The sequence below is a fragment of the Sorangium sp. So ce590 genome (assembly GCF_051521365.1).
Lineage (GTDB): Bacteria > Myxococcota_A > Polyangia > Polyangiales > Polyangiaceae > Sorangium.
This window is the reverse complement of record NZ_CP150346.1, coordinates 11,488,563-11,515,145: the sequence shown is the minus strand read 5'-3', so window position 1 is coordinate 11,515,145 and position 26,583 is coordinate 11,488,563. Positions and strand designations below refer to the sequence as shown.

Sequence of the window (26,583 nt, the reverse complement as noted above, 5' to 3'; positions counted from 1 at the left end):
TGCGTTTTGTCCAGCCCGACACGCGCCGGACACCCGGCGCTCCGGCCAGCCCGATGCGCGCTGGACATCGCCTCGGCCGCGCAGCCCGAACAAAAACAGGGAAGCCCGGGATCCCCGGGGAGGACGACCTCCCTCGAGAGCTCCCGGGCCTCCTGCCCCCGGATCGCGCGGCCGAGCGCGGCGCGGCCGCGCGCCGGGCTGCGCGCGCTACTGCACGCCGGCGCCCCCGGCCTTTGTGGCCGGGGCGAGCGCGCTCAGGTCCTCGGCCACGGTGGCCTTCGGGTTCATGAGCTCGTGGAACGCGCGCTTCGCGAGCGCGCCGGTCTCGCCCTGCTCGTGCCGCAGGGCCATGAGCACGCCCTTCTCCTTCATGAACTTGAGCGTCTCGATCGCGCCCTTCTTCTGCCCGCCGTCGCCGCTCTTGGCCGCCTGGTAGAGCCGGTAGCGCAGCACGACGCGGGTCTCGGAGTGCGGGCCGTTGTCGTACTTCAGGTTGTCGAACTGGGCCTGCAGCCGCTGCCGCGCCCACTCCTGCGGCGCCTCGGCGACCTTCACCCGCGTGATCGCCTCGGCGTTCGCGACGTACCGGTAGAGGTTGCCGCGCTTGAAGTCCTCGTCCGACCAGTAGCCGAACGCGCGGTAGTAGTGGTCCTTGAGGTCGTCGAGCGCCGCCTTGTCGAAGTCGGCGTACATCGCGACCGTCCGCGCCGCGGTGTCGCTCGTGCCGCCGAGGATGAGCGCGAGCGCCGCGGCGTTCCGGACCTCGACGTCCTTCAGCTTCTCGAAGAGCTGCCCCTGCACCGCCTCGTCGAAGCCGCCGATGCCGATGGCGCGCGCGATGGCCATGCGCACCCCGGGATCGACGTCGGCCACGAGCAGCGGGACGAGCTCGCCGGCCGCGCTCGGCACCGGGCGGAGCGCGAGCGACGACGCGTAGCAGGCGCCGATGAGCTGCTTGCGCGGCTCCTTCTGGCTCGCGAACTCCTTCGCCTTCTTCGCCACCTCGATCATCGCCTTGTCGTCGGCGCACCAGGCGAGCGCCTCGCACGCGGCCTGGCGGGCCTCCTCGTGCCACATCTCGTCCTCGATGAGCTTCGTCAGCGGCTCGACGGCGCGCGGGTCGCCCCACTCGGCGAGCCCCTGCGACGCGCCGTAGGCGACCGCGCGGAGCGCCATCCCCATCATCGCGAGCCCCGCGCCCTGGAGCCCGTCCTGGGTGATGTCCATCTTCGGGTCCTTCTTCCGGTTGAACTGATCGAGCAGCCGCGGGTAGGAGGGCTCGTCCTTCATGCGCCCGACGTACCGGAGCGCGCTCTGCGCGGTCTCGAACGCCGCCGGGAACGGCGGCTGCTGCCCCTCCTTGGGGAGCGGATCCGTCGGGAAGGCCCAGTCGCGCATGTCCTTCAGGATCTTCTCGGAGCGGATCGTGGCGAGGAAGCGCAGGCCGTTCGCGTGCGGCTGCGGGCGATCCTTGAGCCACAGGATGATCGGCGCCTCGGCCGCGGCCTTGAGCTCGGCGCTCTTGTCGGCGTGGACCGTGGCGAGGTCGGCGAGCATGCGGGCGCCGACGACGCGCGGCAGGTCGGTGCGCGACAGGTGCCCGCCCTCGTCCGCCTCCCAGAACTTCTCGAGCTTGTAGAGCTTGAGCGGGTCGGCCAGCATCCGCTCGCCGATGTACCTGGCGCCGCGGATGTCGCCGACCTCGGCGAGCCGCGTCCCCGCCTCGCCCTGCCAGTGCAGCGGCGGCTTCTTGGCCTCGATCCACTTCACGAGCGGATCGGCCGAGCGCGGATCGGCGAGCTCGCGCAGCATCTCCATGATCTGCTTCGTCTGGAACCAGGTCGTCTCCTCGGGGTCCGTCTTCACGCTCTCGAGGGCGAGGACGAGCCCCTCGCCGCCGATGCCGTCGCGCAGCGCCTCGAGGAAGCGCTGGCGGCTGTCCTTGTCGGCGTTCGACAGCGCCTCGAGGAGCGGGGCGCGCGCCGTCTCGTCGCCGATCCGCCCGAGGCCGTTCGCGGCCTCGCGCGCGACCTCGACGTCCTTGTCCTTCACGAGCGAGATCAGCGCGCTCGTCCACTTGGACTCGGCGTTGCGCGACAGGACCGTCGCGACGAGCTGCCGCACCGACGGGCTCTCGTCGGTCGCGAGCTTCGCGAGCTCCTCGAGCGACACGAGGCCGGCGAGCTTCTCGGGATCGAAGGCCATGCCGCCGCCGAGCCGCTCGACCTTCGAGAGGAACCCCTTCCGGTACTGGTCCATCGCGTCCTTGAACGCGGCCGGCTCCTTCAGCTCGATGAGGGACCAGACGATCTGGGGCCGGTCGCTCTCGTCGGCGGCCTTGAGCGCCTCGAGCAGCGCGGGCTTGGCGCTGTCGGCCTTGGGCGAGCCGTAGTAGGCGAGCACCTGCGCGGCGACGCCCTTCACGCGGTGGTCCGGGAGCGAGAGCGTCTTCGTCGCGAGCGTGATGCCCTCGGGGTCGCCGGCCCACGCGAGCTGCATGAGCGCCTCCTGCTGGAGCGACGGCTCGGCGTTCGAGGCGGCCCACGTGCGCCAGAGGGGCAGCTGGTCGTTCTTCGGCAGGACGAAGATGTTCTTCTTCTCCTTGGCGATGGCGTCGACCGTCATCCTCTGGCTCTCCTGCTTGACGCCGAACCAGATGGCGCCCGCGGCGCCGAGCGCGAGGAGGAGGCCGACCACGATCGACGCCGGGCTGAACCGGCCGCGCTTGAAGTTGCCGTCGTCCGCGAAGCCGCCGCCGCCGCCACCGCCGCCGGGCGCCGGCGGAGCTCCGGGCAGATCGCTGTCATCGGGGGGCCACTTGGCCGCCCATTTGACCGGAAGGAGCCCGGGCGGTGGGCGCCGTCCGCGCGGCCCCGTGGGATTTTCTCGTGAAAGATTCGGACGATCCAGCATGGTTCCTCCAGCGCGCGGGCGACGACGTGACCCGAACGGCGGTGGCAGCGCGCGGCGAGCCGCGCTGCGCTCCCGACCCCACCGGCGGCGGCGGCGGCGTCGCGCGGCGGGCCGCGCTGCGCCTCCGACCCCGGGCCGGGCACGAAGCGCCCGGCCGGTCGAGGCGCCGGACCGTACCAGAGGCGCTCGGGCGTAGGCCCAAAGATTTGCTATGAAGCCGAGGCCCCCGTATGGCCGAACCCGAGTTCAATTCCGGTAAGATTCTCTACCCTGCAGTCGCGGTGCTCATCGCCCTGAGCGCGCTCTTCGGCCTTGCGATCCTGCCGCGGCTGTCGCCCGGGGTCGGGGGCATGGTCGGCGCGGCGGCCCCCGACGTGACGCTGCCGGTCGCGGCCAACGGCGACCCCGGCGCGCGCATGCAGCTCGCCGAGCTCAAGGGCCAGCCGGTGATCCTCGATTTCTGGGCCACCTGGTGCGGGCCCTGCGCGGTCCAGGCGCCGATCCTCGACCGGATTGCGCGCCGGTACGAGAAGAGGGGGCTCGTGGTGCTCGGCGTCAACGTGGATGACCCGCCCCACGTGGCCAGCGAATACGCCCTCAAGAAGGGCCTCTCGTATCCGATCCTCATCGACGACGCGAAGGAAGCGTCGGTCCGTTACGGGGTGGACAAGCTGCCGAGCCTCGTGGTGATCGACCGGCAGGGGAACGTCGCGGCGTACCTGACCGGCGTCGTCGACGAGGCGAGCCTCTCCGAGATCGTCGCTGCGACCCTCTGACCTCGCCCACGTGACACAGCGCTCCCGTCCCCTGCGCCTCGCGCTCGCGGCGCTCGCCGCGGCCATGCCGGCCTGCTCCCGCGGCGACGCCGATCGCGGCCGCGGCGACGCCGCCGCGCCGCCCGCGGCGAGCCCCTCCGCGCCCGCGACGGGCCCCGCGGCCTCCGCTGGCCCTGCGGGCCCCGCGGCCTCCGCTGGCCCTGCGGCCTCGGGCTCAGCCGGCGCGCCTCCGGCCGGTGGCGAGGCCGGCGCTCCTCCGGCGGACGGCGGCTCGGCGCCGCCGGCCGGGGATCCGATGGCGACGCACTACGAGGAGCGCGAGGATCTGGTGCGGCTCTTCTCGCTGAAGGAGCTCACGGCGCGCGAGCGCAGGTTCAAGAACCCCGAGCTCTTCCTGGAGAAGAACTTCGGCTCCGGCGGGCCGTCGCGCATCAACCAGGGCAACAGGGCGCTCGCGCGGCACACGCGCTCGAAGGAGCAGTGTCTCGAGGGGCTCCGCGGCGTCGTCCTCCAGACGGAGGAGCAGCGCGCGCGCTGCGGCGGCCACGAGAACATGGTGCCCGTCTTCAAGCACGCGCGCGGGAAGCCGAGGCCGGCCGAGTTCTGCATCGACATCTTCGAGTTCCCCAACAAGCCGTGCGAGCTGCCGATGGTGTGGGCGGGCCCGACGCAGGCGGCGGCCGTGTGCAGCCTGCAGGGCAAGCGCCTCTGCACCGAGGACGAGTGGAGCCTCGCGTGCCGCGGCGACCCGGAGGGCGGCCAGCCGAGGACGTACGCCTACGGCGACGAGCTCGATCTCACCGTCTGCCACACGCAGGCGCGGCAGCGCGACATCGACGGCAAGCCCTGCGACGCCGACACGGCGCGCTCCGCCTACGAGACCTGCGCGACCGACACCGAGCCGGCGGGCGCTCACCCGGCGTGCCGCTCCCGGTTCGGGGTCTTCGATCAGCACGGCAACGTGGCCGAGATCATGACCCGCCGCGACCGGGACGACGGCAAGCAGTACAGCCAGCTCAAGGGGAGCGCCTGGTTCTACGTCGAGGTCGCCCGCGCGCACGACGCGCCCCGGCCGAAGGGCCGGGAGACGTACCCCGACCACTGCTCCTACAGCCCACGCTGGCACGTGGAGCCGATGGAGAACGCGTGGCACGTGAATTACCACCTCGGGTTCAGGTGCTGTAAGACCGCCCGCTGACGTATCCGGGTCGCCGGTGCGCGGGGCGCGGAGGTCCCGTGTTACGCTTGCCCCTCGATGCAAGCGCTGGCTCAGCGTGCGCGGGTCACGGGAGGCACGTCCGGTGAGAGCCGCTGGGAGCTCGCGACCCGGCCCCCGGCGGCGCGGCTCCGCCCCTACATCCGCGACTACAGCGGCTACACGGAGGAGGCGCCCGGGCCGCTGCGGCGGGTCGAGTTCCCGGTGCCGCAGGTCGTCGTCATCATCGAGTTCGGACCGCCGATTCGCGTGTTCGACGCCGGGGCCGACGGCCGCCACGCCCTGTACCCGGGCGGCTTCGTCGCCGGGCTCGGCGACACCTTCACGCTGACCGAGCACGACGGGTTCCAGCGCGGGCTCCAGGTGAACCTCACGCCCATCGGGGCGCGGCTCTTCTTCGGCGTGCCGATGGCGGAGCTCACCGGGCGCGTGGTCTCGGCCCGCGATCTCCTGCCCAGAAAGCACGGCCGCCTGGCGGAGCGCCTCGAGGAGCTCCCCACCTGGGACGAGCGCTTCGACCTGATCGAGCGCGCGCTCGGCGAGCGCGTCGACGAGGCGCGGCACGAGCTCGGCGTTGTGCCGTGGGCGGTGCGGCGGATCGAGGAGCGCGGGGGCGCGGTCGACATGCGGGCGCTCGCGCGCGAGCTCGGCTACAGCCAGAAGCACGTGATCGACCTGTTCCGCGAGAACGTCGGCGTCCCCCCCAAGCTCCTCGCCCGCCTCGTGCGCTTCGACCGGCTGGTGCAGCACCTCAAGGCGGGCGCCTCGGGGACCTGGGCGGAGCTCGCGCAGCGGTTCGGCTACTACGACCAGGCGCACCTCGCGCGCGACGTGAAGCAGTTCACCGGGACGACCCCGACCCGGGCCCGCGCCGCGCTGATCGACCTCACCGGCATGAGCCCCTGAGCCCTCGTCGCGGCGGCCTCGCGCGTCCAGCGGCCGCCCAGCCCTGACCGCACTTCATGCGGCCAGAACGAGCTAGTGCGAGCGGCAAATCCGCACTCCGAAATACGTGGGTCCCCACGCAACCGTGCCCGGTTCGAGCTCCGGCGGCGCCAGATCCGAGAACGCGACGTCCGCACACACGAGCCAGATCGACGGTGACCTCTCGGCCGTGAGCTGGCGCGCAACCGCAGAGATCTCGATCAGGTTGTGCATCGGAAACACGCCGGCCGCGAGCGGGGCCTCCTCCTGATCGAACGGCAGCCGCACCAGGTACACGTCCTTGACCCCCCACGGCACCTCCGAGCGCGCCACCTCCGCGCCGGCCGCGATAGCCCCGCCACGTTCGTCGCTCGCAAGCCGCGCACAGAGCCACGCGATCACAGCGTCTTTTCGTGGGTCGACCTCCAAACGCAGCTCCGATCGCGATAGGACCGGAGCATCGTGAAGTCTGCCCTCCGTCGCGACCCGCGTCTCCTCCGCGAGCTCGACGAGCGCGACACCCCGGTCCGTGGGCGTGCGGCGGCGCAGGGCGGCAGCAGCGGCGGCGCGCACGCGCGCGTCGCTGTCGCGCAGGCGCGCCCGGGCGAGATCGACGGCGCTCGCGTCGTCGCCGAGGAGCTCCAGCGCTGCGGCGCGGAGCGCGGGGCTGGGATCGTCAATCCGGGCGATGACCGCGGCGCGGTGCTGACCCTGGGCCCAGAGGAGCCTCGCGGCCGGGAGCCTCAGCGCATCGAGTTCCTGGACGTCGTCCAGCATCCCGAGGAGGGTATCCACGGGCGCGTCCGTGGGTGCCAGCGACTCCAGCGCGACCCGGGTCACCTCGGCGGCGTAGTCGCCTCGCTCCACGAGGGCGCGCAGCCGGCCCGCCAGCTCCGGCCGGCCGGCGATCGCCCGCGCCGCCCCGAGCTGCGCCGGATCCCCGTCCATGTCCGAGGGCTCGTCCAGCGTGGCGGCGATCCGCTCCACGGAGCCCGCGTCTCGCGCGAGCGCCGTGATCGCCGCGGCGCGAACCGCGGCGGCGGGCTCGTCGAGGAGCTCCCGGATGCGCGGCGCCGCCGCCTCGTCCCCGGCCAGCGCCTCCGCCGCCGCGGCGCGCACGGCGCCGTCGCCGTCCCCGAGCCGTCGCAGGAGCACTTCCCGCGCTTCCGCCGTCCCGGCGACGGCCCTCACCGCAACCGCACGCCACCACGGGTCTGGATCGTCGAGCCGGCGCACGATCGCCTCATCCCGGGCGTCGCCGAGCGCGCTGGCCGCATCGGCCCGGACAAGCACGTCGGGGTCGTCGAGCAGCGCGCGCACCCCCGCGACCGAGGAGGGATCCCGGGCCAGGTCGCGCAGCCTGCGCCGCCGCTCCACGCGCCGGGCCGGACGGAGGCGCGTGCGCAGCAGCGGGAGCGACTCCGGCTCGTCGCGCAGCGCCTGCATCGCGGCTGGTCCAACCGGGGAGCGCGCATCGATGTGCCGCCGGAGCAGCGAAAGCGCCGGCGGGTATCGACCGAGGACCTCGATGGCGGCCCGGCGGACGTGGGGATCCGGATCTTCAAGGCAGGGCATGACGCTGTCGAACAGCGCATCCTGACGCGCGAGGCTGCTCACGGCGCGCGCCCGCACGAACGGCGCGGCGTCCTCGAGCAGGGCCCGACGCGCCCCGACGGACGCCGCGTCGTCCCGCAGAGCGGACGCGGCCACCCCGCGGAGCGTCGGGCTCGGATCGGACAGCAGCGCTCGGACCATCGCCTCCTCGCCGGCGCGCAGGGTCTCCACGATCGCCACGCGCACCGACGTGCGCTCGCTCGCGTCCGCGAGCCGGCCTGCCCTCACCTGCGCCGCCACCGCATCGAAGCCGAGCACGGACACCGCTGCCGCCCGGACGAGCGGCGACGGATCGCGGGCCAGGTCGAGCAGCGCGCTCGCCGCCTCCGGATCGCGACGCAGCGCCCGCGCTGCCGACGCGCGAACCAGGGCGGCCTCGTGCGCGAGCAGGGCGCGCACATCGGGGCGCTGCTCCGGACGTGCCCACAGGTGCTCGAGCACGAGATCGCGGACATCACTCGCCAGCGCAGCGAGCCGACCCTTCACCTGCTCGACGACCGCCGGCTCTCTGACCAGCGCACGCACCAGCGCGCCCTCGAGCCGAGGTGCCTCCGGATCCACGCCAGGGTTCGGCAGCGGCGCCTCGAATGCCCGGCGCAGAGCGGGCGTGTACCTGGGATCGCCGGCGAGCAACGTCGCCGCCGCCGCGCGCACGCCGCACGACGGGTCACTCGCCAGGAGGTGCGCCGCGAGCGGTCGGGCCAGAGGATCCGCGCGCAGGCCGGCGACCGAGGCGGCGCGCACCTCGTGCTGCGCCGCGATCACACCCTGGCGCAACACCGGCAGGTTGCTCGGCGCGAGCGCCACGGCGAGGAGGGCCGCCTCGCGGATCGCGACAGGCTCCCCGGCGAGCGCGAGCTCCCGCAGCCGCTCCTGAGAGGCCCAGTCGGCCCTGAGCGCGTGGATGGCCGCGACGCCGACCTCCGCGTCGGACCAGCCCGAGGTCTCCCAGACGGCAATCATGGCATCTGACATGGCGGTCCGCCTCGCCTCCGGTCAGCGAAAGCCGAGGTGGACGGCCGGCTGCAGAGCTGCGCCGGGGGACCGGCCTCGTGGACGTTCTCCGCCGTGTCGTAGCCGAAGAGCTCGGCGCGCGCGCTGAGGCACCCGGGACAGGACCTGCGAGACCGGATCGTACGTGTACCCCATGCGCCCCTCGACGAGCCCCCACTCCTCCTGAAGGTCGCCCGCGGACGTGTACGCGTGATAATGCTCTTCCGTGAGCCCAGGTGGCCTGGGACCGGCCCAGGCAGGCTCGCCTACGCGCGGCTGGCCCGCGGGGCGGAATACCCGCTGGTGCGTGATGCGCCCGATCACCATGCTCTCGACGTATCCTAAGGAGGTGCTCCTGCGCGTGCGATGTCCGGCCGCACCGTAGGCGCTCTCGACGACGTAGTTATGGCCGTTCACCCGGTGCAGCTCTGCAGCCAGCCGTCCGCGGCCATCATACCTGAACACCGTCTCGGACACGGAGGACTCTGCACACAGCAGGCGTCCCACCGCGTCGTACTCAACGGCTCCGCCGTGCCGTCTGCGTAGGCCCGCTCGACGAGCCGCCCGACGGGGTCGTATTTGAACTCGGTGATCTCGCCGGAGCCGCTCTCGCTCTGAACGATGCGTCCGAGCAGATCGTGTTTGGATCGGATCGTTCGACCGTCGAAGGTCCGCTCCTCGACGATCCGCCCCGCGGGGCTGCGCATGAGGACGTGCTCTTCACCTGAGCCGGTGCTGCTGTAGGTTCGTTTGATCACGAGCGGCAGCGGCCCTGGGAGCGCCAGATCGACCGCAGGGACCGTGTAGACACGGCCGGTCACCGGGTCGATGGGGTCGCCGGCGTGTGTGCCGCCCCCGCCGCCGTGGGACGGGTTGGGACAGCCGGCCCCGCTGCCAGGACCGCACGATCCGGCGCCCTTGCCGCCCCCTTGCGCGTCGTTCCCTCCATTGCCACCGCCGGCGCCTTGCCCATTGCCGCTGCCGCTCCCGCCGCGGCCATTGCCTCCCCCACCTCCGCCCTCGCCGCCCATGATCCACACACCGGGGTTCATGCCAGGGATTGCGGGGATGTTCGGGACCGGAGCGGTGCGCGCCATAGGCGCATTGTCGACTACCCCCAGGCCGCGTCAAGTGTCCGGCATCGGCGCTGGAGACGAAGGTGATCGGCGAGAGGCCGTCCCCCTCGCGCGTCCATCACGGCCAGCAGCGCCTTCCGCGCCCTCGCCCCCTGCCCAGTTCGCCGGCGCCCGCTGGCTCTGCGGAGTGAGCGTGACAATCTCGCAGGTCACGCCTGCGGCGCGCGCGCTCGCGCTGGGGAGGGTCGTCACACCGTCGCTAGGGTCCGCGCGGCGGCCGCGGCTCCGGCTCGCCGGCGGTCACGGTCCTCGGCGGCGGGGTCCGCGGCCGCGCCGTCGGTCCCGCGTCAGGCGGCCCCGCGTCCGCCGCCGCCGCGCCTGCCGGCTGACCTGTCGTGGTGAATCGATCGATGAAGAGCGCGACCGCCGCGAACGGCCCCAGCACGACGATGGCCATCAGCGCGCGAGCTGCCGTCGAGGCCCTGGCTCTGCCTCGGTGTCGCGCGGGTGGGGCCCTGCCGGTCCCCGCGGAGGGCAGGGCGGCAGCGGGTGGGGACGTGTCGAGTGTCCTCTCGGTGCGTGCCGTGTGTGCCGGCCGCGTCGGCGCGCTCGTGTCCACCAGGGTGGGCGCAGTGGTCCTGTGCGTGCAGTCTGCGACGGCGGCCCGGATGGCGAGCGTCACGGCGGTCCACGCCTCGCTCTCGCGCTCCCACGACATCACGGGGACGCCGTTGGGGGGCAGCGGCGCCAGAGCGGAGAACGGCGTGCCCTCCCAGTCGCACGCGTCGAGGAGGATGGGGATGACCCGCGCCCGCCCAGCGTTGTGGCGCCCGAGCGCCCGTTCCATCTCTCGCCACTGCGCGTCGGCGGCGAGGTAATCGACGCTGACGAGAAGGACGATGAGGTGAGCCGCGTCGAGGCGAGCCGCGAGCTCGGCGTCTCGATCGCTCCCGACCCCGACGCGCCCGGTGTGCCAGGTGCGGACTTTCCCTTCGCGCTTCAGGGCCGACAGATGTTTTCTGAGCACGTCCTTCTGCTTCTCGTTCGCGGCCGCGTACGAGATGAAGACGTCAATCGGACCAGGCGCGGGAAACACGAGGAGAGCGTACCAGGAAGAAGCCATGCGAACGAGCCGAGCGGCCTTTGTTCAGAGCCTTTCCTCGTTGCCAGATCCTGGCGAGTCTGTACATCGAGGAACGCTGCCCCCGGGGCGCAGGGGTTACCCTCCGGGATCCGTCCTGCGCGCGAGCACCGACCGTTCCGCCCCCCGTGACATGTCACGCTGGATCCGTGACATGTCATGGCGCGAGCGCGCCCACGCGCCCTCTCGCCGATGGAGCGCGAGGTCGTGGTGATGATGCGCTGACGCGCCCGGGCTCGCGGGGCCCCCTCGCGAGCGCGAACGCGCGGCGCAGAAGCTCGGCCCACGGCCGACGATCGCCGAGGACGCGGGCATCCTCTACATCGTCCCGCAGTCGTCGACGCCCGGCGCGATGCCCGTGCTGCCGAACCGCCGGGAGCTGGGCCTCGGCGACCTCGGCGAGACGACGGACCTTCATTGACGGACTGCGAGCCGTCCGTTACTACTCCGTCGATGATGAAGTTCTCCGTGTTCCTGCTCGGCTGAGCGCCGCATCCCGGCGCTCATGGGTCGTCCGCGACGCGCGCGTCGTGCGCAGTCGTGTGCCTTGAGCTGGAACAACAGGAGATCTCAGATGCCTCATCATGATTTCGCGCTGTCCGCAGCGCAGATTGAACAGTTCGTCCACGATGGCTTCGTTCGGATCGACGAAGCTTTCCCCCGTGAGCTCGCCGACGCATGTCGTCGCGTCTTGTGGCTCGCCACCGGGTGTGCGGAGGACGCGCCCTCCACCTGGACGCGCCCCGTCGTGCGTGTCGGCGAGATCCCGAACCCGCTCTTCCGTGAGGCGGCCAGCACACCGAAGCTGCACGCGGCCTACGACGCGCTCGTGGGGCCTGGACGCTGGATGCCTCGCGGCAGCCTCGGCACATTCCCGATCCGCTTCCCCTCGCCAGACGATCCGGGCGACTGCGGCTGGCACATCGATGTGAGCTTCGGAACGGAGGGCGAGCCGGACTTCCTCAAGTGGCGGGCCAACGTGGCGTCGAAGGGGCGTGCGCTCCTCATGCTCTTCCTCTTCTCCGACGTCGGTGACAAAGATGCACCGACGCGTCTTCGCGTTGGTTCGCACTTCGACATCGTCCGAAGGCTCGAACCTCACGGAGCGGAGGGGCTGACCCTCGGCGAGCTCGCCAGCACCGACTTCGCCGAGTCGTCGCACCGCCCCGAGGCCGTCGCGACTGGACCGGCTGGCACGGTGTACCTGTGCCACCCGTTCCTCGTTCACGCGGCACAGCCCCTCCTGCGCGGCGACCGGCCCAGATTCCTCGCGCAACCTCCCTTGCTGCCGAGGGAAGCGCTCGACCCGTGGCGCGACGACGCCTCTCCGGTCGAGCGTGCGATTCGGATGGCGCTCGTTCGCCCCTGAGCGCCTGTCCCTGACCCACGGCGCGGTCGGAGCGGCCATCTCACGCCGGCACACGGCGTGCATGGCGCTCAGCCCAAGGCGCGCGTCGAGCACCTGTCCGTGACCGCGGCGCGCTTTGCCACCGCATGACCGCTCGGCGCTCCGCTCCGCGCCTCGCGAGGATGTCTCATTCGACCTCCCGGGCCAGGCTCGGCGGGTCCAACCCCCATGTCACGCAAGGAGAAGCCCATGTTCGCATTACACCGCTCGAAGCCCCGCGCCTTCTTCCAGGCCCTCGGAGCCGTGTCGCTCGTCGCCGCGACGGCGGGGCTCAGCGCGCCGGCTCGAGGCGCACAGCTGAACGTCGATGAATACGAGGATCAGATCCGGAGCCGCTTCGGAAGCACGAAGGGATATTCCACGACGCTCGTCCGCACGACCGGGTTCCGCTACGGCGTGTCCGGAGGAGCGGCGACCCACTCCAACGCGATGACCTGGAATGTCCTCGCGAACGTGGGCAGCGCGACAAAGATGGTCGGCGGGCTCTTGCTCGTGAAGGTGCTGGAGGAGCAAGGGAAGAGCACCCCGCAGGTGCTCAGCTTCCTCGACAACGAGATCCGCAACTACCTGCCCGCGGTGGTGAAGAACGCGCTCCCGGTCGAGAACCGGAAGATCACGTTCCGCGATCTCCTCCAGCACAGGTCCGGCATCCGAGGCGGGGATCCGGCGAACCCCTTCGTTCAGCTCCTGGTCCCCGTGGAGGACAGCGACTACGGCGTCCGGAGCTACCACAACATCAACAGCAAGCTGCTCACGTACCTGGTCCCGATCGTCGGGAACCCGGCCAACCTGCCGGCGATCAACAACGCCGTCGCGAACAACGGGTGGAGCGCGACGGGAAACGACATCATCCAGGCCATGGGGTGGTGGTACGAGACGTTCGTCCGCCACTACATCTTCGACCCTGTCGACCCCGACCTCGCGGCCACCTGCAACCCGGATCCGAACGCCCTCGGCATCCTGGTCAACGGGTGGACGATCGCAGGGGCGTACACGACGAAGACCGATCCGTACGCCGGCGTCATCTACAACTCGAAGGTCCTCGCCGGGCACTGCAAGGCGCAGGGCGGCTGGTACTACTCGTCGAAGGCGTTCGCCTCGATCTTCCAGTACCTCGGGCACAGCAGCGGATTCATCAGCCCCTCGACCTACGACGCGCTCTATTCGCCCACGGGCTCCTCGGCCACGCGGAGCAATCGGCTCGTCTGGTCCAGCGAGATCGCGAGCGCGAAGCTCGAGGACCTCTACGGCTGGAAGGCGAGCCCCTACCATGGCGGCTCGCACCCGGTGAACCGCAGCGGGAGCGTCCCGAACGCCTTCAGGACGACCCACGCCCGCTCCGCGGTCATCCGCCTGCCGTCGGGCTACCATGCCGTGGGCATCGTCAACTCCGGCGAGATGTCGTCGGGGGACATCGCTTCCGAGCTGAAGAACGCGTTCGCCAACGCCCTGGAGTAGACCTCGGACGAGGAAGGCGGGCACGAGGACGGCGAGGCCGCCTCGTGCCCGGCCACCTGGGCGAACCGCTCGAGCTTGCCTGGCAGAATGCCGCCCCGTCCCGCTGCGAGCGGGGGGGCGTGAGCCCAGGGCGCGCGGGGCGGCATTCGATGGCGTGCGCCGGTGCGGCGCGACGCCATCGCGGGGGCTTCGATTCAGGGCACCGGGAAGTATTCGATGTAAGCGCCGGTGTAGCGGTACCAGGCGCCCGCGCTCGGCGTGACGGTGAAGCGCAGATCGCTGCCGCCGTAGGGAGTGTCGAAGTTGTCGTACTCGATCAGGTCGTGGTGGTGAACGTCGACGGTCGCGACGTGGCCGGGGCTGATGTTCACGCTCTTCCCCGGGGGCACGGCCCACGCGCCGCTCAGCCCCTTCTTGACATGGCCCTTGAGGTTGGTCCTCGCCGTGCCGCACGCGGCGACGGTCTGGCGGCCCTCGAAGGCGTCCGGCAGGCCCTGGGAGCTGGCGGAGCGCTGCGCGTCGCCGGCAAAGGGGCCGACGCGGCACCAGGAGACCGAGTCCGCGATCGCCGGGCCCGAAGCGTAGTCGTCGATCGCGTCGCAATGCACGTTCGTGAAGACCGCCGTGCTCTGGCAGGGGCCCAGCGTGGTGGGTAGCGGCCCACCCTGTCGGCGATCGAGGCGACGTGCGCGTCGTCGCCGCAGGGCGTGTCGCCCGCCGAGAGGCCCACAGCCTCGAGATCGACGCCGAGCGGGTCTCGCGCGCCGGCGTCGGCGAGGTCCGGGCCCTGCGCCCCTCCGGGCGACTCTCGCGGTTCGCCGGCCACGCAGGCCACAAGGGAGAGAGAGCTCATGCAGGCGAGGACGTGGGCGAGGTTCATGGTCGTCATGCTTCTCCTTGTCGTCTCTGGAGTGGGTGAGTCGGCTGGCGTGCCGATCGGGGTCGACGAGCCCCCATCGCAAGCGCGGTGCCGGAGCTCCGGCGCGCGCGCATGCGGCGCTCGCCGGCTGACCCTGCGCCCCGCTCGGGCGGCGCAACGGGGCTTCCGGGCGGGGGCGCGGGCGGGCCGCGCGGGGCGGCACCTCGGCCGGGTGTCGCGCGCCCGCGACAGCGCGGGGTTACAGGGGTTACAGCTGTCACGAGCGCGTGACGCCACGGCGCGGCGGGGGCGCGCTCACCCGCCTCGGGCTCCGGCCCCGGGCGCGCCCCAGCGCGGGGCGCGAGACAATTAATTGCATTGACAACTAATACGCCGGGGTTACGCTTGGTCCACCATGCGCGACCAGTTCACGGCCGAGGGGGGGATCATCCTCGACAACGCGCTCGGCTACTGGGTGACGCGCGTGTACCTCGCGTCCCGCGCCGCGATGTACCGGCGCTTCCGCGCCCATGGCGTCGAGATCACGCCCGAGCAATGGATGGTGCTCGTCCGGCTGTGGGAGCAGGAGGGCGTCACGCAGACGCACCTCGCCGAGCGCACCTTCCGTGATGTGCCCACGATGAGCCGCATCCTGGCGCTCATGGATCGCGACGGGCTGATCGCGCGCCGCCAGGACCCGACGGACCGGCGCGCCCGGCTCGTCTACCTCACGGCGCGCGGGCGCCAGCTGCGCAAGGCGCTGTCGAGCGAGGCCATGGCCATGGTCGACGCGCTGCGCGCCGGCATCCCGGAGGACGACCTCCTCACGACCCGGCGCACGCTGCAGCGCCTCCTCGCGAACCTCGAGCCCGAGGGCTGAGCGCCGCGCCGGCCCTCGACCCTGCGCTCCGACACCCAATTGATTGCATTGACAACCAATAACCCAGGGACGTCCACCTCATGAGCCAGCCCGCTCCTTCCCCTCATTTCCCCGCCCACACGCTCGACACCGCGCCCGCGGCGGTCCGCCCTGCGCTGGAGCGGACCGCGCGCAAGTTCGGCTTCGTGCCGCTGCCCGTGGCCCGCTTCGCGACCTCGCCGCTCCTGGTCCGTGCCTTCGACGATCTCCTGGCCCTCTTCGAGGAGGCGACCCTCTCGCCGATGGAGCGCGAGGTCGTGGTGATGGTGGTCGCGGGCGAGAACGGCTGCGATCTCTGCCGCACGATGCACCGCGGGCTGCTCCTCCGCGCGGGGGCTCCTCCCGCGGTGGCCGCTGCGCTGTTCGAGCGAACGCCCGTGCCCGACGCTCGCCTCCAGGCGCTCGCCGCATTCACCGAGGCGACGCTGCGCGAGCGGGGTCACGTGACGGACGCCGAGCTCGACGCCTTCCTCCGCGCCGGCTTCACCGCCGAGCAGGCGCTCGAGGTGATCGTTGGCATCGGCACGTTCACCCTGTCGACGTTCGCGAACCGGATGACCCGCAGCCACGCGATGCGCTGAGGCGCCCGGGCACGCGGGGCCGCTCGCCCGAGACCACAACGCATCCTGGTCCCTCCGCGACCGCGCCCGCCCGAGACCACAACGCGTCCTGGTCCGCGGATCTGTAGCTCATCAATACAACTCAGCTTTTTCACGAAACGTGAGCGATCGCACGAATGCGCGTTCGCGAGGACCGGCGATGGTCGCGGCCCTTTTCGGGCGCAGCTTCGTCGCCGCCTTCTTCACGGCGAGCGCCCCAGCCGCCTTTTGGCGGGCCGCTTCTTCGATGCCACCTTCGCCGGTGTCTCGGCCCGTGGCGAGGCGGGCCGCTTCCGCCGCTCTCCGGGCACCTTCCCGATCCGCGGATCGCCGGCCCGGATGAGCGCGCAGGCCAGCAGCGCGGCCTCCTCGAAATCGGGCGCGTCCGCCGGGAGCACCTGCCAGCCGGTCACCCCCTCCCCGAGCACCTCGATGCTCCGCATGCCCGGGAACTCCGCGCGCAGGGCCGCGTGGTGCTCCTCGGTCGTGGCGAGCCAGACGCCGTTGTCCTGCGAGGGCGCGGGCTTGTCGCGCAGGATGAGGACGATCTTCTCCTCCACATAGACAGCCACGCAGCCGAACATCGGGCGCGTCACGGGCCCGAGCGGCGCGAGCGCCTCGAGCACGAACTCATGGGGGACGGCCTGTCGCTTCCTCGCGGCGAACACGTCGGCCATCGGCGCGAGGCGCCCGCTCCGCTTTCTCATGGGCGCGTAGAGTAATCGAACGGCGGGCGCCCGCGCCACACCGCGCATGCCGGCGCGGCTCGACCTCCGGGCCGCCGCCCTCGACGCTCGATCCAGCGGCCGTACGGCGAGGGGCGATGCGCCGGCCGACGCTCATCGGTACCAGTTGCCCGCCGGCGTCTTGTTGTCGAGCATCCGCCCGTCGGCAGGACATCCGTTGTCGTCGAGCGACGGCCCGCACAGCCCAGTGTCCTCCACGCAGTTATAGGTCTCGCAGTCCGGATGCAGGACGCACTCGCTCCCCACCGGGAGCCGCGGCCCGCACGTGTCGGTCCCGAAGATGTCGCACCGGCCGCTGTCGCACTCGCCAAACGTCTTGCACGTTGCGCCGTCGGGCGCCCACGGAGCGCAGGTGCCCACGTCGGCGTCGGGGTCCGGCTTGACGCAGTGCCAGTTCTCGCAGTCGTGCTCGACGGTGCACTCTCCTCCGAGCGGCACCTGCCCCTCGAACGCATCAAAGAGGCAGGGCCAGTCGGTGTCCGTCGCGGCGCACCCGGCGGTGTTCAGTCGATCGATGCAGGCGCGCATCCTGTCGGGGTAATAGACGAGGCGCCCTGCCGCGACGGACGCGCGCAGGACCGGCAGCGTGCTCGCGCTCTGCAGGACGGACCTGAACTCCGCGCAGGTCTCCTCCGTGGTCGCCAGGAACGGGTTGTCGAGGGCGACGGGAGAGCAGCAAGCATAGGAGAGACGGCAGTAGGTCTCGCCCTCCGCGTTGAAGAAATCGAATCGAGCGCGACAGGGCGGTCCGGGATCGGCGTCCTGCGGCGATCTCGGACGACCCCACCGCCTCCTCGCGTACGCTCTCGAAAGTGCACGGAGGATTCCCGGGCCTCCGCTACGCGCACGGGGGACAGCGCCCGCGCGCCAAGCAGGTCGTCCAGGATGGCCGGCAGCGCAGTGAAGCGCCGCACCTGAGCCGCGAGGCGGCGCAGGGCCTGGCGATCGATCTCGGGCGCCACAAGGTCGAACTCGTTACGAGCAAGGTAAAATCTTTACAATACCCCCGGCGTCGCGCCCCCCACGGTAGGCCCGAAGGAGCGAACACCATGTCGAGCGGGTCTCCCACGAATCTTCCCCCTGCGTTCCGCCTGAATCAGATGATCATGAGCCTCTGGGTGCCGCAGGTCGTCCACGCGGCCGCGGAGCTCGGCGTCGCGGACGTCCTCGCCGACGGGCCCCTTCCGAGCAGCGCGGTCGCGGCGCGGCTCGGCACGCACCCCGACGCGACGGATCGCTTGCTCCGGGCGCTCGTCACGCTCGAGCTGCTCGCCGCGCGCGGGGAGCAGCTCGAGCTCACCGAGATGGGGCGATGCCTCGAGACGAGCTCCCCCACCGCGCGGCGCGCGTGGTCTCGGCTGATGGGCGGGCCGGGCGTGTGGCAGGCCTGGGGCCGCTTGACCGACTGCGTCCGCACCGGCCGGATGGCGTGGAGCGCCGGCGACGCCGCGGCGTCGTCCGGGACCGAGCACTTCGACGAGATGGCGCGCGACCCGGCCGCCGCCGCGATCTTCCACCAGGCCATGGTGGAGCTCACCCGAGGGGTCGCGCCCGGCATCGTCGGGGCCGTCGATCTCCGCGGCGCGCGCCGGGTGGTCGATGTGGGCGGCGGCTATGGCGCCCTGCTCTGCGCGATCCTGGAGGCCCATGCCGGCGTGGAAGGGGTCGTCTTCGATCTCGAGCACGCGCGCGGAGGAGCGCTCCAGCTGTTCGCGTCGCGCGGCGTCGCCGACCGCGCCTCCTTCGTCGCCGGGAGCTGCTTCGACACGGCGCCTCCGGCCGCCGACGTCTACGTGCTCAAGAGCGTGATCCACGACTGGGACGACGCCCGCAGCCTGCAGATCCTGGGCAAGTGCCGCGAGGCGATGGCCGGCGCGGCGCGCCTGCTCGTCGTGGAGGCGCCCGCCCCCGCCTCCCCCGCCCAGCGCGGGAACACGGCCCTCGACTGGGTCCTCACGTTCAGCGATATCAACATGCTCGTGAACACGGGAGGACGCGAGCGCACGGAGGCCGAGTACCGCGCGCTGCTCGAGGCAGCGGGGCTCGGCGTGACGAGCGTGCGAGAGACGCCGAGCTTCTTCCGGGTCTTCGAGGCAGCGCGGGCCTGAGCTCCCTTCACGACAACGACCCATCCCCTTGCCGAGGCACACCGCCATGATCTCTTCCGACGACCTTCGAAAGCTCGCGCTGTCGCTGCCCGAGGCCGAGGAGCAGGACCACTTCGGCAAGCCGTCGTTCCGCGTGCGAGGGAAGATCTTCGCGACGCACTGGGTGGAGCAGGAGGGCGCCGTCCTGAAGCTGTCCCTGGAGGAGCAGGACAGCCTGGTGCAGGCGCAGCCGGACGTCTTCTCGGTGACGCCTTGGGGACACCAGGGCTGGACGCGGGTGGAGCTCCGCCGCGTCGACCGGACGCTCCTGGAAGAGCTGCTCGTGGGGGCCTGGCGTCGCGTGGCGCCGAAGCGCGTCGTCGCACAGTGGGACGCCGGACGCAGCGGGGAGCCGGCGGCGCCGCCGGGGTCTCCCTCACGTCCGCAGAGGCGCCGGCGCGCGACGTGACGGACACCGGGATACGCGATCCGGACGTCGCATCGGCCGCGCACGGAGAGGCTCGCGCCGCAGAATGCTGGATACGTCCTCCAACAAGGAAGTAAAGATCGACCAGGGCCGTAGTAGGTTCACACCCCGCGCGCCTGCCCGGTCGACGATGCAGCCCGCTCGCTTCCTTCAACGGAGCCGTCCTCGAGCGCCGCGCGGACCCTCAGGTGAACTTTCTCGATGATGGAGCGCTCGATGACACGGATGAAGCTTCTTGGAATGTTGATGGTCGGGCTCGCGCTCGTGGCGTGCGGCGATGATGACGAGGGGGGCAATGCCGGCACCGGCGGCACCAGCAGCACCAGCGGCACCAGCGGCACCAGCGGCACCGGCGGCACGGATGGCACCGGCGGCACGGACGGCACCGGCGGCACGAACGGCACCGGCGGCACGGACGGCACCGGCGGCACCGGCGGCGAGACCGGGGGCGACGACGATGGCAAGCAGCTCGACTCCCTGACGGGCGAGGAGGCGCAGGCGTTGTGCGACGAGCTCGCCGCGTCGGCCGACTTCTCGAAGGAGGACAGCTGCGAGCTCTTGAGCATGGCCACCGCCGCGCTCGGCGGTGATTGCGAGGCCGCCAAGGAAGCGTGCATGAGCGATCCGGAGGAGCCCCCGGGACCGGGGACATGCCCCGCGGAGAATATCGCGGGGTGTACCGCCACGGTCGGCGAGTTCAAGGCCTGCACGAACGGCCAGATCGAGCTCCTCAAGGCGCTCACGTGTGCATCGACCCTCGAGGACCTCGGGGCGCTGCCTGCGGAGTGCGAGGCCCTCAGCGAAAAGTGTCCGGAGCTCTTCGACGAGGGGACCGAGGGCAGGGCCGGCGGCGCGAGCCCCTGAGGCGTTCCCTCCCCCGGCTACCTGTCGATCTCGGGCGCAACGACGTCGAAGCTGGCGATGAGCGCCACGAGATCGGCCAGGAATAGCCCGGGGCTCTTGGCCTCGATCATCGCCATCGCGGTGAAGCTCCCCGTCCGGAACCGCGCCCGGTACGCCTCCTCCGCGCCCCGCCCGATCACGTAACAGCCCATGTCGCCGCGGGCGCTCTCGATCCGCGCGTAGGCCTCCCCGTCAGGCCTCATCTTCTTGGGCAGCTTGCCCAGGAGGTCGTCCTCCGGGTGCTCGTCGATCTTGTCGAGCGCCTGGCGGAGGATCTTCGCCGACTCGCGGCACTCCTCGACCCGGACGTAGAACCGATCCCAGCAGTCGCCCACGGCGCCGTAACGCCCGCGGCCCACGGGGACGTCGAAGTCGAGCTCCGGATAGACCGAGTAGCCGTCCTCCTTCCGGAGATCCCACTTCACGCCGGACGCGCGCAGGTTGGGGCCGACGAGGCCCCAGTCCTTCGCCTCCTCGGCCGTGACCACGGCGACGTTGGCGAGCCGCTTGATGAAGATGTCGTTCAGGCTGATGAGCCGGTCGAACTCGACCATGATCGGCTCGAAGCGCTCGAGCCAGCGCTTCACCTTGTCGGCCCACCCCGCCGGCAGGTCGAACGAGACGCCGCCGATGCGGTGGTAGTTGAACGTGAGCCGCGCGCCGCACAGCTCCTCGATGAAGTCGTTGATGTACTCGCGCTCGCGCAGCGCCCACGGGAAGGGCGTGACCGCGCCGACGTCCATCGCCATCGCGCCGAGCGCGATCATGTGGCTCCCGATCCGGTTGAGCTCGCAGGAGATGACGCGCAGGTACTGCGCCCGCTTCGGCACCTCGATGCCCATCAGCTTCTCGCAGGCGCTCGCCCAGGCCTCGTTGGCGAACATCGCCGCGATGTAGTCGACGCGGTCCGTGTACGGCATGAAGCCGCTGTAGGTGCAGCGCTCGCCGATCTTCTCGATGCTCCGGTGCAGGTAGCCGACGTCCGGCACCGCCTTGCGGATGATCTCGCCGTCCGTCGAGATGACGAAGCGGAGCACCCCGTGGGTCGACGGGTGATGAGGCCCCATGTTGAGGGTCATCTCGTCTTCCGGCTCGTTGCCCGCGCCCCCGCGGTCGACGCTGAAGATGACCTGGCTCATGACGCCTCCGCGTCCTTCTTCGGCAGCTTGATCTTGAAGAGCTCGACGGGGTTCGGCCGCTGCGTCGGGATGCCGTGGTAGTCCGCCTTCTCCTGCCAGTCCTTGCGGAGCGGGTGCCCCTCCCAGTCGTCGGGCAGGAGCAGGCGCCGGAGATCCGGGTGCCCCTCGAAGCGCACGCCGAGCAGGTCGAAGCACTCGCGCTCCTGCCAGTTCGCCGCCGACCACACGTCGACCAAGGTCGGCATCGCCGGGCTCTCCCGGTCGAGGAACGCCTTGAGGACGATCCGGCGCTTCTTCGCGTAGGAGTAGATGTGATAGACGACAACGATCTTCTTGAGATCCGGATAGTCGACCCCGGTGATGCACTCCAGGTAATCGAAATCGAGCTCCGGCGCCTCACGCAGGTGATGGCACACGGTCAGGATCTTCTCCGGCGCGACCTGGAACCAGGCGTCGCGATCCTTCGCGGACACGGGGTGGAGGTCGAAGACCGCGTCTTCGCCGAGCTTCGCCTGGAGCGCCTGGAAGATCTCTTCGGGTGTCATGGGGTGCGGGAGCGCAGGACGAACAGCGAGAGGAGAGGGCTCAGCCGCCCGTCGCGCCGCGGCGGTCGAGGACCCGCTCGCTCTTGATCTTCTCCTGGATCTTCAGGAGCCCTTCGAGGAGCGCCTCGGGGCGCGGGGGGCAACCGGGCACATAGACGTCGACCGGGATGATCTGATCCACGCCCTTGCAGACCGAGTAGGCGTACTGGAAGAGGCCGCCGCAGTTCGCGCAGCTGCCCATGGAGATGACGAAGCGGGGCTCCGCCATCTGGTCGTAGAGGCGCTTCACCCGGAGCGCCATCTTGTACGTCAGCGTCCCCGCGATGATGAAGAGATCGCTCGACCGCGGGCTCGGCCGCGGGGCCGCGCCGAAGCGCTCGAGGTCGCCGCGGGGGCCGCCGGTCTGCATGAGCTCGATCGCGCAGCAGGCCAGGCCGAAGAGCATGTACCAGACGCTGTTCGACCGCCCCCAGTTGAGCAGCCAGTTCACCGTCTGGTCGACGCTCGTCGTGATGACGCCGCCGCCGTCGCTCTCGTACTTGGCCTCCCACCCGCGGGGCGGGGCCATCAGGTTCAGGTTCGATGTCATGACTCCGCACCTCCGTCGGCGACCGCCGCCTGCCCCGCCTGCCCCGCCTGCCCCGCCGGCGCGCCCTCGCCCGCGCGCGCGTCGAGGAGCGGCGCGCGCGCCCGGGACCGGCTGCTCACGTTCTGAGCGCCGCGCGGATCGCCCTTGATGGCGCGGATCCAGTCGAGATCGCCCTTCGCCCAGACATAGACGAAGCCGAGCATCAGGATGGCCACGAAGAGGAAGATCTCGATCAGCGCGAAGAGCCCGTTGCCCTGGTCCACCCAGCGCTTGAACACCGCCGCGACCGGGTAGATGAAGGCGATCTCGACGTCGAAGATGATGTAGACGAGCGCGATGATGTAAAAACGCGGGTTGAAGTTGAACCACGCGGGCCCGACGGGCGCCTCCCCGCACTCGTACGTCTCGACCTTCCCGGGGTACATGTTGTTGGGGCGCAGCAGCTTCCCGAACAGCAGAGAGCCGAGGATGAAGCCGATCGCCACCAGGAAGAACGCGGCAACGCTGGCATATGCCATCAACATCGAACGGAACCTCGCTCGGCTCGCCCTCCCTCACCCAGGGCGAGAGAGCGCCAGATCCACGGGTGATATGTAGGTGAAAAGATGAAGCGCGGCAAGCCGGCAGACCCTGGAGGGGAAGCGCGCTGTGGGTCGTCTCGCTCGGCCTCGCGAGGGTGGCCTCCGCGCACGCGCTGCCGGCCCTGACCTGAGCGGCCCCCTGCCACCGCGCCGCGGCCCTGCGGTAAGCTTCGACGTGTAACCTCCGGCGTTCGCTCATGAGCTCGACCGCAGCCCCCGTCCATGTCCTGATCCTCGCCGGCGGCGCGGGCACGCGCTTCTGGCCGGCGTCGCGCGCGGCGCGCCCGAAGCAGCTCCTGCCGCTGGTCGGCGGCGAGCCGCTCATCACGGCGACGGCGCGCCGGGTGCTCCCGCTGTGCGCCGGCGGGGGGAGCGCCGGCTGGGAGCGCATCTGGATCGCGACCGGCCAGCACCTCGTGGCGCCCACGCGGGTCGCGCTGCCGGAGGTCCCCGAGCGGCGCCTGCTCGTCGAGCCGGCGCCGCGCAACACGGCGCCGTGCATCGGCTGGGCGGCGGCCACCATCGCGCGCGACGATCCCGAGGCGGTCGTGGTCGTGCTGCCGAGCGATCACCACATCGCCGACGTGCCGCGGTTCCTCGAGGTGCTGCAGGCCGCCGTCGCCTCGGCCCAGGGCGGCGCGATCACGACGATCGGCATCCGCCCGACCCACCCGGAGACGGGCTTCGGCTACATCGAAACGGAGGAGGCGGCCGGCGCGAGGAGCGCGGCGCCCCGCAGGGTGCTGCGCTTCGTCGAGAAGCCGAGCCGCGAGCGCGCCGCGGAGTTCGTGGCGAGCGGCCGCTTCCTCTGGAACGCGGGGATGTTCATCTTCCGCGCGGGCGACATGCGGGCCGCGATCCGCGCCCACCTGCCGGCGCTCGCCGAGGGGCTCGACGAAATCGACCGCGCCGCCGCGCTGGGCGCCGCGGCCGAGGCGGAGGCGGTCCTGCAGGTGTTCCCGCGCCTGCCGGCCGTCAGCATCGATCACGGCGTGATGGAGCACGTCGCCGGGCTCGCCGTTGTGCCCGGCGATTTCGGCTGGTGCGATCTGGGCAGCTGGCAGAGCGCCTGGGAGCTCGCCGAGAAGGACGAGCGAGGCAACAGCGCGCCCGCGGGGTCGGTGCTGATCGACGCGCAGGGCAACCACGTCGTGGATCTCCGCGGGCGCTTCGACGCGCGCGGCGCGCGCGCGGAGATCGACCGCCGGGTGATCGCGCTCGTCGGCGTGGAGGACCTCGTGGTGGTCGAGACCGACGACGCGCTGCTGATCGTGCCGCGCGATCGGGCGCAGGACGTCAAGCACGTGGTCGACGCCCTCAAGGCGCGCGGACAGGGCCGGCACACGTGACCGGCGTCCCCGGCGCCTCGGCGGCCGGATCCCTCGCCTACCCGCCCGGCTCTCCCCGCCGCGCCACCACCCGCGTGTAGAGCTCCCGCCGCGGTAGCCCGAGCTCCACCGACAGCTCCTCGGCGATGTGCTTCGCCCGCCTCCCCTGGGCGAGCTCCCGGTCGATGCGCGCGTCGAGCTCCTCGTCGCTCGGGCGCGCGCCCGCCGCGGCCGGCTCGGCGGGCGCGAGCACAAGCGTGATCTCGCCGAGCCACTCCCGCTCCATCGCCGCGAGCTCCTCCACGGTGCCGCCCAGGAGCTCCTCGTGCACCTTCGTCAGCTCGCGCGCGACGACCGCGCGACGACCGCGCATGCGCTCGGCCATCTCCGCGAGCGTCTCGCGGAAGCGCCGCGGCGACTCGAACAGCACGACCGCCTCCGGCGTCGACGTGACGAGGGCCAGCGCCTCGCGCCGCTCGCGCCCGCCGCGGGGCAGGAACCCGACGAAGCGGAAGCCCCCCGTCACGAGCCCCGACGCGCTCACCGCCGCCATCACCGCGCTCGGTCCGGGGATCGCCACGACGCGCGCCCCGGCCTCCCTCGCCGCGCGCACGAGCGCCGTCCCCGGATCGCTCACGACCGGCGTGCCGGCGTCGGTCATGAACGCGATCGACTCGCCCGCCGAGAGCCGCGCGGCCGCCCGCGCCGCGTCCGCCTCGGAGGCGTGCGCGTCGAACCGGTCGACCGGCTTGCCCGAGACGCCGAGGTGGCCGAGGAGCGCGCGAGCGCGCCGCGTGTCCTCCGCGAGGATCCGGTCCGCCCCGCGCAGCGTCTCGACCGCGCGCAGCGTGACGTCGCCGAGGTTGCCGATCGGCGTCGCGACCACGTAGAGGCACCCGTGGCCCGTCGCACCACCCTGCTCGCTGCCGCTCGACAAGGCCTAGCCCGCTCCGACGGCGTCGCCGAGCTCCTCCTGGAGGTACGTCCGCAGCTTCGACTGGAGCCGCGCCTCGAGCTGGCGCACGCGCTCGCGCGAGATGCCGAACTCGTTGCCGAGCTCCTGGAGCGTGAGCGGGTCCTCCGCGGCCATGCGCTTGTCGAAGATGATCACGTCCTTGCCCTTGAGCGTCTCGCGGAACTTCGAGAGCCGATCGTGGACGAGCATGCCCATCTCCCTCGCCTCGAACGCGATGTCCGGGCTCGCCCCCGACGAGACGAGCAGCTCGACGCGCGGGATCGTCCGGCCCTCGAGATCGCCGACCGGGGCGTCGAGCGACGCCTCGCCGCTCGAGAGGCGGCGGTCCATGTCGACGACCTCCTTCTCCTCGACCGACAGGCGCTTCGCGATCTCCGCCGCCGTCGGCTCGATCCCCATCGCCGAGAGCCTCGCCTTCTCCTTGTTGAGGTTGAAGAAGAGCTTCCGCTGCGCCTGCGTCGTGCCGAGCTTCACCAGGCGCCAGTTGTTGAGGATGAAGCGCAGGATGTACGCGCGGATCCACCAGGCCGCGTACGAGGAGAGCTTGACGCCGCGGTACGGGTCGTAGCGCTTCACGGCCTGCATCAGGCCGATGTTGCCCTCCTGGATGAGGTCCATGATGTTCTTGTAGGCGCGCCGGTACTCGTACGCGAGCTTGACCACGAGCCGCAGGTTCGCCGTCACGAGCCGCGCGGCGGTCGCGACGTCCTGCGTCTTCGTGTACTTGACCGTCAGCTCCTTCTCCTCGTCCGGCGTGAGCAGCGGGTGGCGCTGCACCTCGCGCAGGTAGGCCTGCAGCGGGTCCGTGCGAGACAGCGCCGCGTCCCCGCCGCGGCCCTCGCCGGCCTTGGCCCGCGCGACGCGCGGGAGCTCGATGTCGTTCAGATCGACGTTCGCGTCGTCGACGACCTCGCCGACGACCTCGCCGACGACCTCGACGACGTCGCCCTCGTCGGCGTCGCCGGCCCTCGCGGCGCCGCTCTCGGGCGCGGCGTCGCCCTCGTCGTCGTCCGCCTCGCGCGCGCCGTCGTCGTCGCCGGCCGCGGGCTGCGCCTCGCCGCGCGCGTTCCCGGCGCCCTTCGCCGAGGAGCGCGCGCGGCGCTTGGCGGCGGGCCGGGGGGCCGCTTCCGCGTCCGTGTCGGCGCGGAGGCCCGCGTCTTCGTCCTCCGACCCGGGCGGGGCACCCGCCTTCGCCGTCCCCGCGGGCTGTGGCGCACCGGTCCCCTTCGTTCGCTTCGTTCGCGGCTCGCTCTTGCTCTTCGCCACCAGGACCTCGTCCTCGAAGTTCTAGTACAGCCCCGCCGCA

Annotated in this window: 24 protein-coding genes; 11 read left to right on the top strand and 13 right to left on the bottom strand. The window is 71.7% G+C overall.

Annotated features, from left to right (window positions below; genetic code table 11):
* Window positions 1-207 precede the first annotated feature (207 nt).
* Window positions 208-2,913, bottom strand: coding sequence for a HEAT repeat domain-containing protein (locus WMF28_RS43755; RefSeq protein ID WP_437599695.1), 2,706 nt, complete (start codon window positions 2,911-2,913; stop codon window positions 208-210).
* Between the two features lie 281 nt (window positions 2,914-3,194).
* Between WMF28_RS43755 and WMF28_RS43750 the strand changes: the two genes are divergently transcribed.
* The 3 genes from WMF28_RS43750 to WMF28_RS43740 are packed head-to-tail and all read left to right on the top strand — an operon-like array spanning window position 3,195 to window position 5,811.
* Window positions 3,195-3,689: a TlpA family protein disulfide reductase gene (locus WMF28_RS43750; RefSeq protein ID WP_437599694.1), complete on the top strand. Its 495-nt coding sequence runs from the start codon at window positions 3,195-3,197 to the stop codon at window positions 3,687-3,689.
* A 10-nt stretch (window positions 3,690-3,699) separates the two neighbouring features.
* Window positions 3,700-4,887, top strand: a complete 1,188-nt coding sequence (locus WMF28_RS43745; protein ID WP_437599693.1) for an SUMF1/EgtB/PvdO family nonheme iron enzyme — start codon at window positions 3,700-3,702, stop codon at window positions 4,885-4,887.
* 57 nt (window positions 4,888-4,944) lie between these two features.
* On the top strand, window positions 4,945-5,811 hold the full coding sequence (locus WMF28_RS43740; RefSeq protein ID WP_437599692.1) for a helix-turn-helix domain-containing protein: 867 nt from the start codon (window positions 4,945-4,947) through the stop codon (window positions 5,809-5,811).
* Between the two features lie 72 nt (window positions 5,812-5,883).
* On the opposite strand, the gene WMF28_RS43735 is transcribed toward WMF28_RS43740, so the two are convergent.
* The 3 genes from WMF28_RS43735 to WMF28_RS43725 form a co-directional block, all read right to left on the bottom strand.
* Window positions 5,884-8,418: a HEAT repeat domain-containing protein gene (locus WMF28_RS43735; protein ID WP_437599691.1), complete on the bottom strand. Its 2,535-nt coding sequence runs from the start codon at window positions 8,416-8,418 to the stop codon at window positions 5,884-5,886.
* Window positions 8,419-8,849: 431 nt separating this feature from the next.
* Window positions 8,850-9,533 (bottom strand): DUF6531 domain-containing protein, encoded by a 684-nt coding sequence (locus WMF28_RS43730; protein ID WP_437599690.1) that lies wholly within the window; start codon window positions 9,531-9,533, stop codon window positions 8,850-8,852.
* Between the two features lie 238 nt (window positions 9,534-9,771).
* Window positions 9,772-10,608, bottom strand: coding sequence for a toll/interleukin-1 receptor domain-containing protein (locus WMF28_RS43725; RefSeq protein ID WP_437599689.1), 837 nt, complete (start codon window positions 10,606-10,608; stop codon window positions 9,772-9,774).
* A 619-nt stretch (window positions 10,609-11,227) separates the two neighbouring features.
* Here WMF28_RS43725 and WMF28_RS43720 point away from each other — a divergent pair.
* Window positions 11,228-12,022, top strand: a complete 795-nt coding sequence (locus WMF28_RS43720; RefSeq protein WP_437599688.1) for a phytanoyl-CoA dioxygenase — start codon at window positions 11,228-11,230, stop codon at window positions 12,020-12,022.
* Window positions 12,023-12,250: 228 nt separating this feature from the next.
* The gene (locus tag WMF28_RS43715) at window positions 12,251-13,519 is read left to right on the top strand and encodes a serine hydrolase (RefSeq protein WP_437599687.1); all 1,269 of its coding nucleotides are present in this window, start codon (window positions 12,251-12,253) and stop codon (window positions 13,517-13,519) included.
* A 194-nt stretch (window positions 13,520-13,713) separates the two neighbouring features.
* Here the strand turns inward: WMF28_RS43715 and WMF28_RS43710 are convergent, their stop codons facing one another.
* The gene (locus WMF28_RS43710) at window positions 13,714-14,127 is read right to left on the bottom strand and encodes a hypothetical protein (protein WP_437599686.1); all 414 of its coding nucleotides are present in this window, start codon (window positions 14,125-14,127) and stop codon (window positions 13,714-13,716) included.
* Between the two features lie 666 nt (window positions 14,128-14,793).
* Here WMF28_RS43710 and WMF28_RS43705 point away from each other — a divergent pair.
* Together WMF28_RS43705 and WMF28_RS43700 are read left to right on the top strand one after the other, a co-directional pair.
* Window positions 14,794-15,258, top strand: coding sequence for a MarR family winged helix-turn-helix transcriptional regulator (locus WMF28_RS43705; RefSeq protein ID WP_437599685.1), 465 nt, complete (start codon window positions 14,794-14,796; stop codon window positions 15,256-15,258).
* A gap of 80 nt (window positions 15,259-15,338) precedes the next feature.
* Window positions 15,339-15,878 (top strand): carboxymuconolactone decarboxylase family protein, encoded by a 540-nt coding sequence (locus WMF28_RS43700; RefSeq protein ID WP_437599684.1) that lies wholly within the window; start codon window positions 15,339-15,341, stop codon window positions 15,876-15,878.
* A gap of 221 nt (window positions 15,879-16,099) precedes the next feature.
* Here the strand turns inward: WMF28_RS43700 and WMF28_RS43695 are convergent, their stop codons facing one another.
* Both WMF28_RS43695 and WMF28_RS43690 read right to left on the bottom strand, forming a co-directional pair.
* On the bottom strand, window positions 16,100-16,603 hold the full coding sequence (locus WMF28_RS43695; RefSeq protein ID WP_437599683.1) for a hypothetical protein: 504 nt from the start codon (window positions 16,601-16,603) through the stop codon (window positions 16,100-16,102).
* A gap of 132 nt (window positions 16,604-16,735) precedes the next feature.
* Window positions 16,736-17,170, bottom strand: a complete 435-nt coding sequence (locus WMF28_RS43690; RefSeq protein WP_437599682.1) for a hypothetical protein — start codon at window positions 17,168-17,170, stop codon at window positions 16,736-16,738.
* A gap of 521 nt (window positions 17,171-17,691) precedes the next feature.
* Between WMF28_RS43690 and WMF28_RS43685 the strand changes: the two genes are divergently transcribed.
* From WMF28_RS43685 to WMF28_RS43675, 3 genes are all read left to right on the top strand, one after another.
* Window positions 17,692-18,750, top strand: a complete 1,059-nt coding sequence (locus tag WMF28_RS43685) for a methyltransferase (RefSeq protein WP_437599681.1) — start codon at window positions 17,692-17,694, stop codon at window positions 18,748-18,750.
* Between the two features lie 46 nt (window positions 18,751-18,796).
* A complete protein-coding gene (locus WMF28_RS43680) occupies window positions 18,797-19,198 on the top strand; it encodes an MmcQ/YjbR family DNA-binding protein (protein ID WP_437599680.1) in 402 nt (133 codons plus the stop codon).
* 243 nt (window positions 19,199-19,441) lie between these two features.
* Window positions 19,442-20,080, top strand: coding sequence for a hypothetical protein (locus WMF28_RS43675; RefSeq protein WP_437599679.1), 639 nt, complete (start codon window positions 19,442-19,444; stop codon window positions 20,078-20,080).
* A 17-nt stretch (window positions 20,081-20,097) separates the two neighbouring features.
* Here WMF28_RS43675 and WMF28_RS43670 read toward each other — a convergent pair whose 3' ends face one another.
* Genes WMF28_RS43670 through WMF28_RS43655 form a run of 4 tightly spaced genes read right to left on the bottom strand, consistent with a single transcriptional unit; the run spans window position 20,098 to window position 22,916 of the window.
* Window positions 20,098-21,258: an NADH-quinone oxidoreductase subunit D gene (locus WMF28_RS43670; protein ID WP_437599678.1), complete on the bottom strand. Its 1,161-nt coding sequence runs from the start codon at window positions 21,256-21,258 to the stop codon at window positions 20,098-20,100.
* Complete coding sequence (locus WMF28_RS43665; protein ID WP_437484678.1) at window positions 21,255-21,803, bottom strand: NADH-quinone oxidoreductase subunit C; 549 nt, start codon at window positions 21,801-21,803, stop codon at window positions 21,255-21,257. Before WMF28_RS43665 ends, WMF28_RS43670 begins: the two co-directional genes overlap by 4 nt.
* Before the next feature lie 40 nt (window positions 21,804-21,843).
* Complete coding sequence (gene nuoB / locus WMF28_RS43660; protein ID WP_437599677.1) at window positions 21,844-22,392, bottom strand: NADH-quinone oxidoreductase subunit NuoB; 549 nt, start codon at window positions 22,390-22,392, stop codon at window positions 21,844-21,846.
* Window positions 22,389-22,916, bottom strand: coding sequence for an NADH-quinone oxidoreductase subunit A (locus WMF28_RS43655; protein ID WP_437599676.1), 528 nt, complete (start codon window positions 22,914-22,916; stop codon window positions 22,389-22,391). The genes nuoB and WMF28_RS43655 overlap by 4 nt, the downstream gene beginning before the upstream one ends.
* A 254-nt stretch (window positions 22,917-23,170) precedes the next feature.
* Between WMF28_RS43655 and WMF28_RS43650 the strand changes: the two genes are divergently transcribed.
* The gene (locus WMF28_RS43650; protein ID WP_437599675.1) at window positions 23,171-24,322 is read left to right on the top strand and encodes a mannose-1-phosphate guanylyltransferase; all 1,152 of its coding nucleotides are present in this window, start codon (window positions 23,171-23,173) and stop codon (window positions 24,320-24,322) included.
* A gap of 37 nt (window positions 24,323-24,359) precedes the next feature.
* Here WMF28_RS43650 and rsmI read toward each other — a convergent pair whose 3' ends face one another.
* Window positions 24,360-25,238, bottom strand: coding sequence for a 16S rRNA (cytidine(1402)-2'-O)-methyltransferase (rsmI, locus tag WMF28_RS43645; RefSeq protein ID WP_437599674.1), 879 nt, complete (start codon window positions 25,236-25,238; stop codon window positions 24,360-24,362).
* A gap of 3 nt (window positions 25,239-25,241) precedes the next feature.
* Window positions 25,242-26,543, bottom strand: a complete 1,302-nt coding sequence (locus WMF28_RS43640) for an RNA polymerase factor sigma-32 (RefSeq protein ID WP_437599673.1) — start codon at window positions 26,541-26,543, stop codon at window positions 25,242-25,244.
* Window positions 26,544-26,583: the final 40 nt, after the last annotated feature.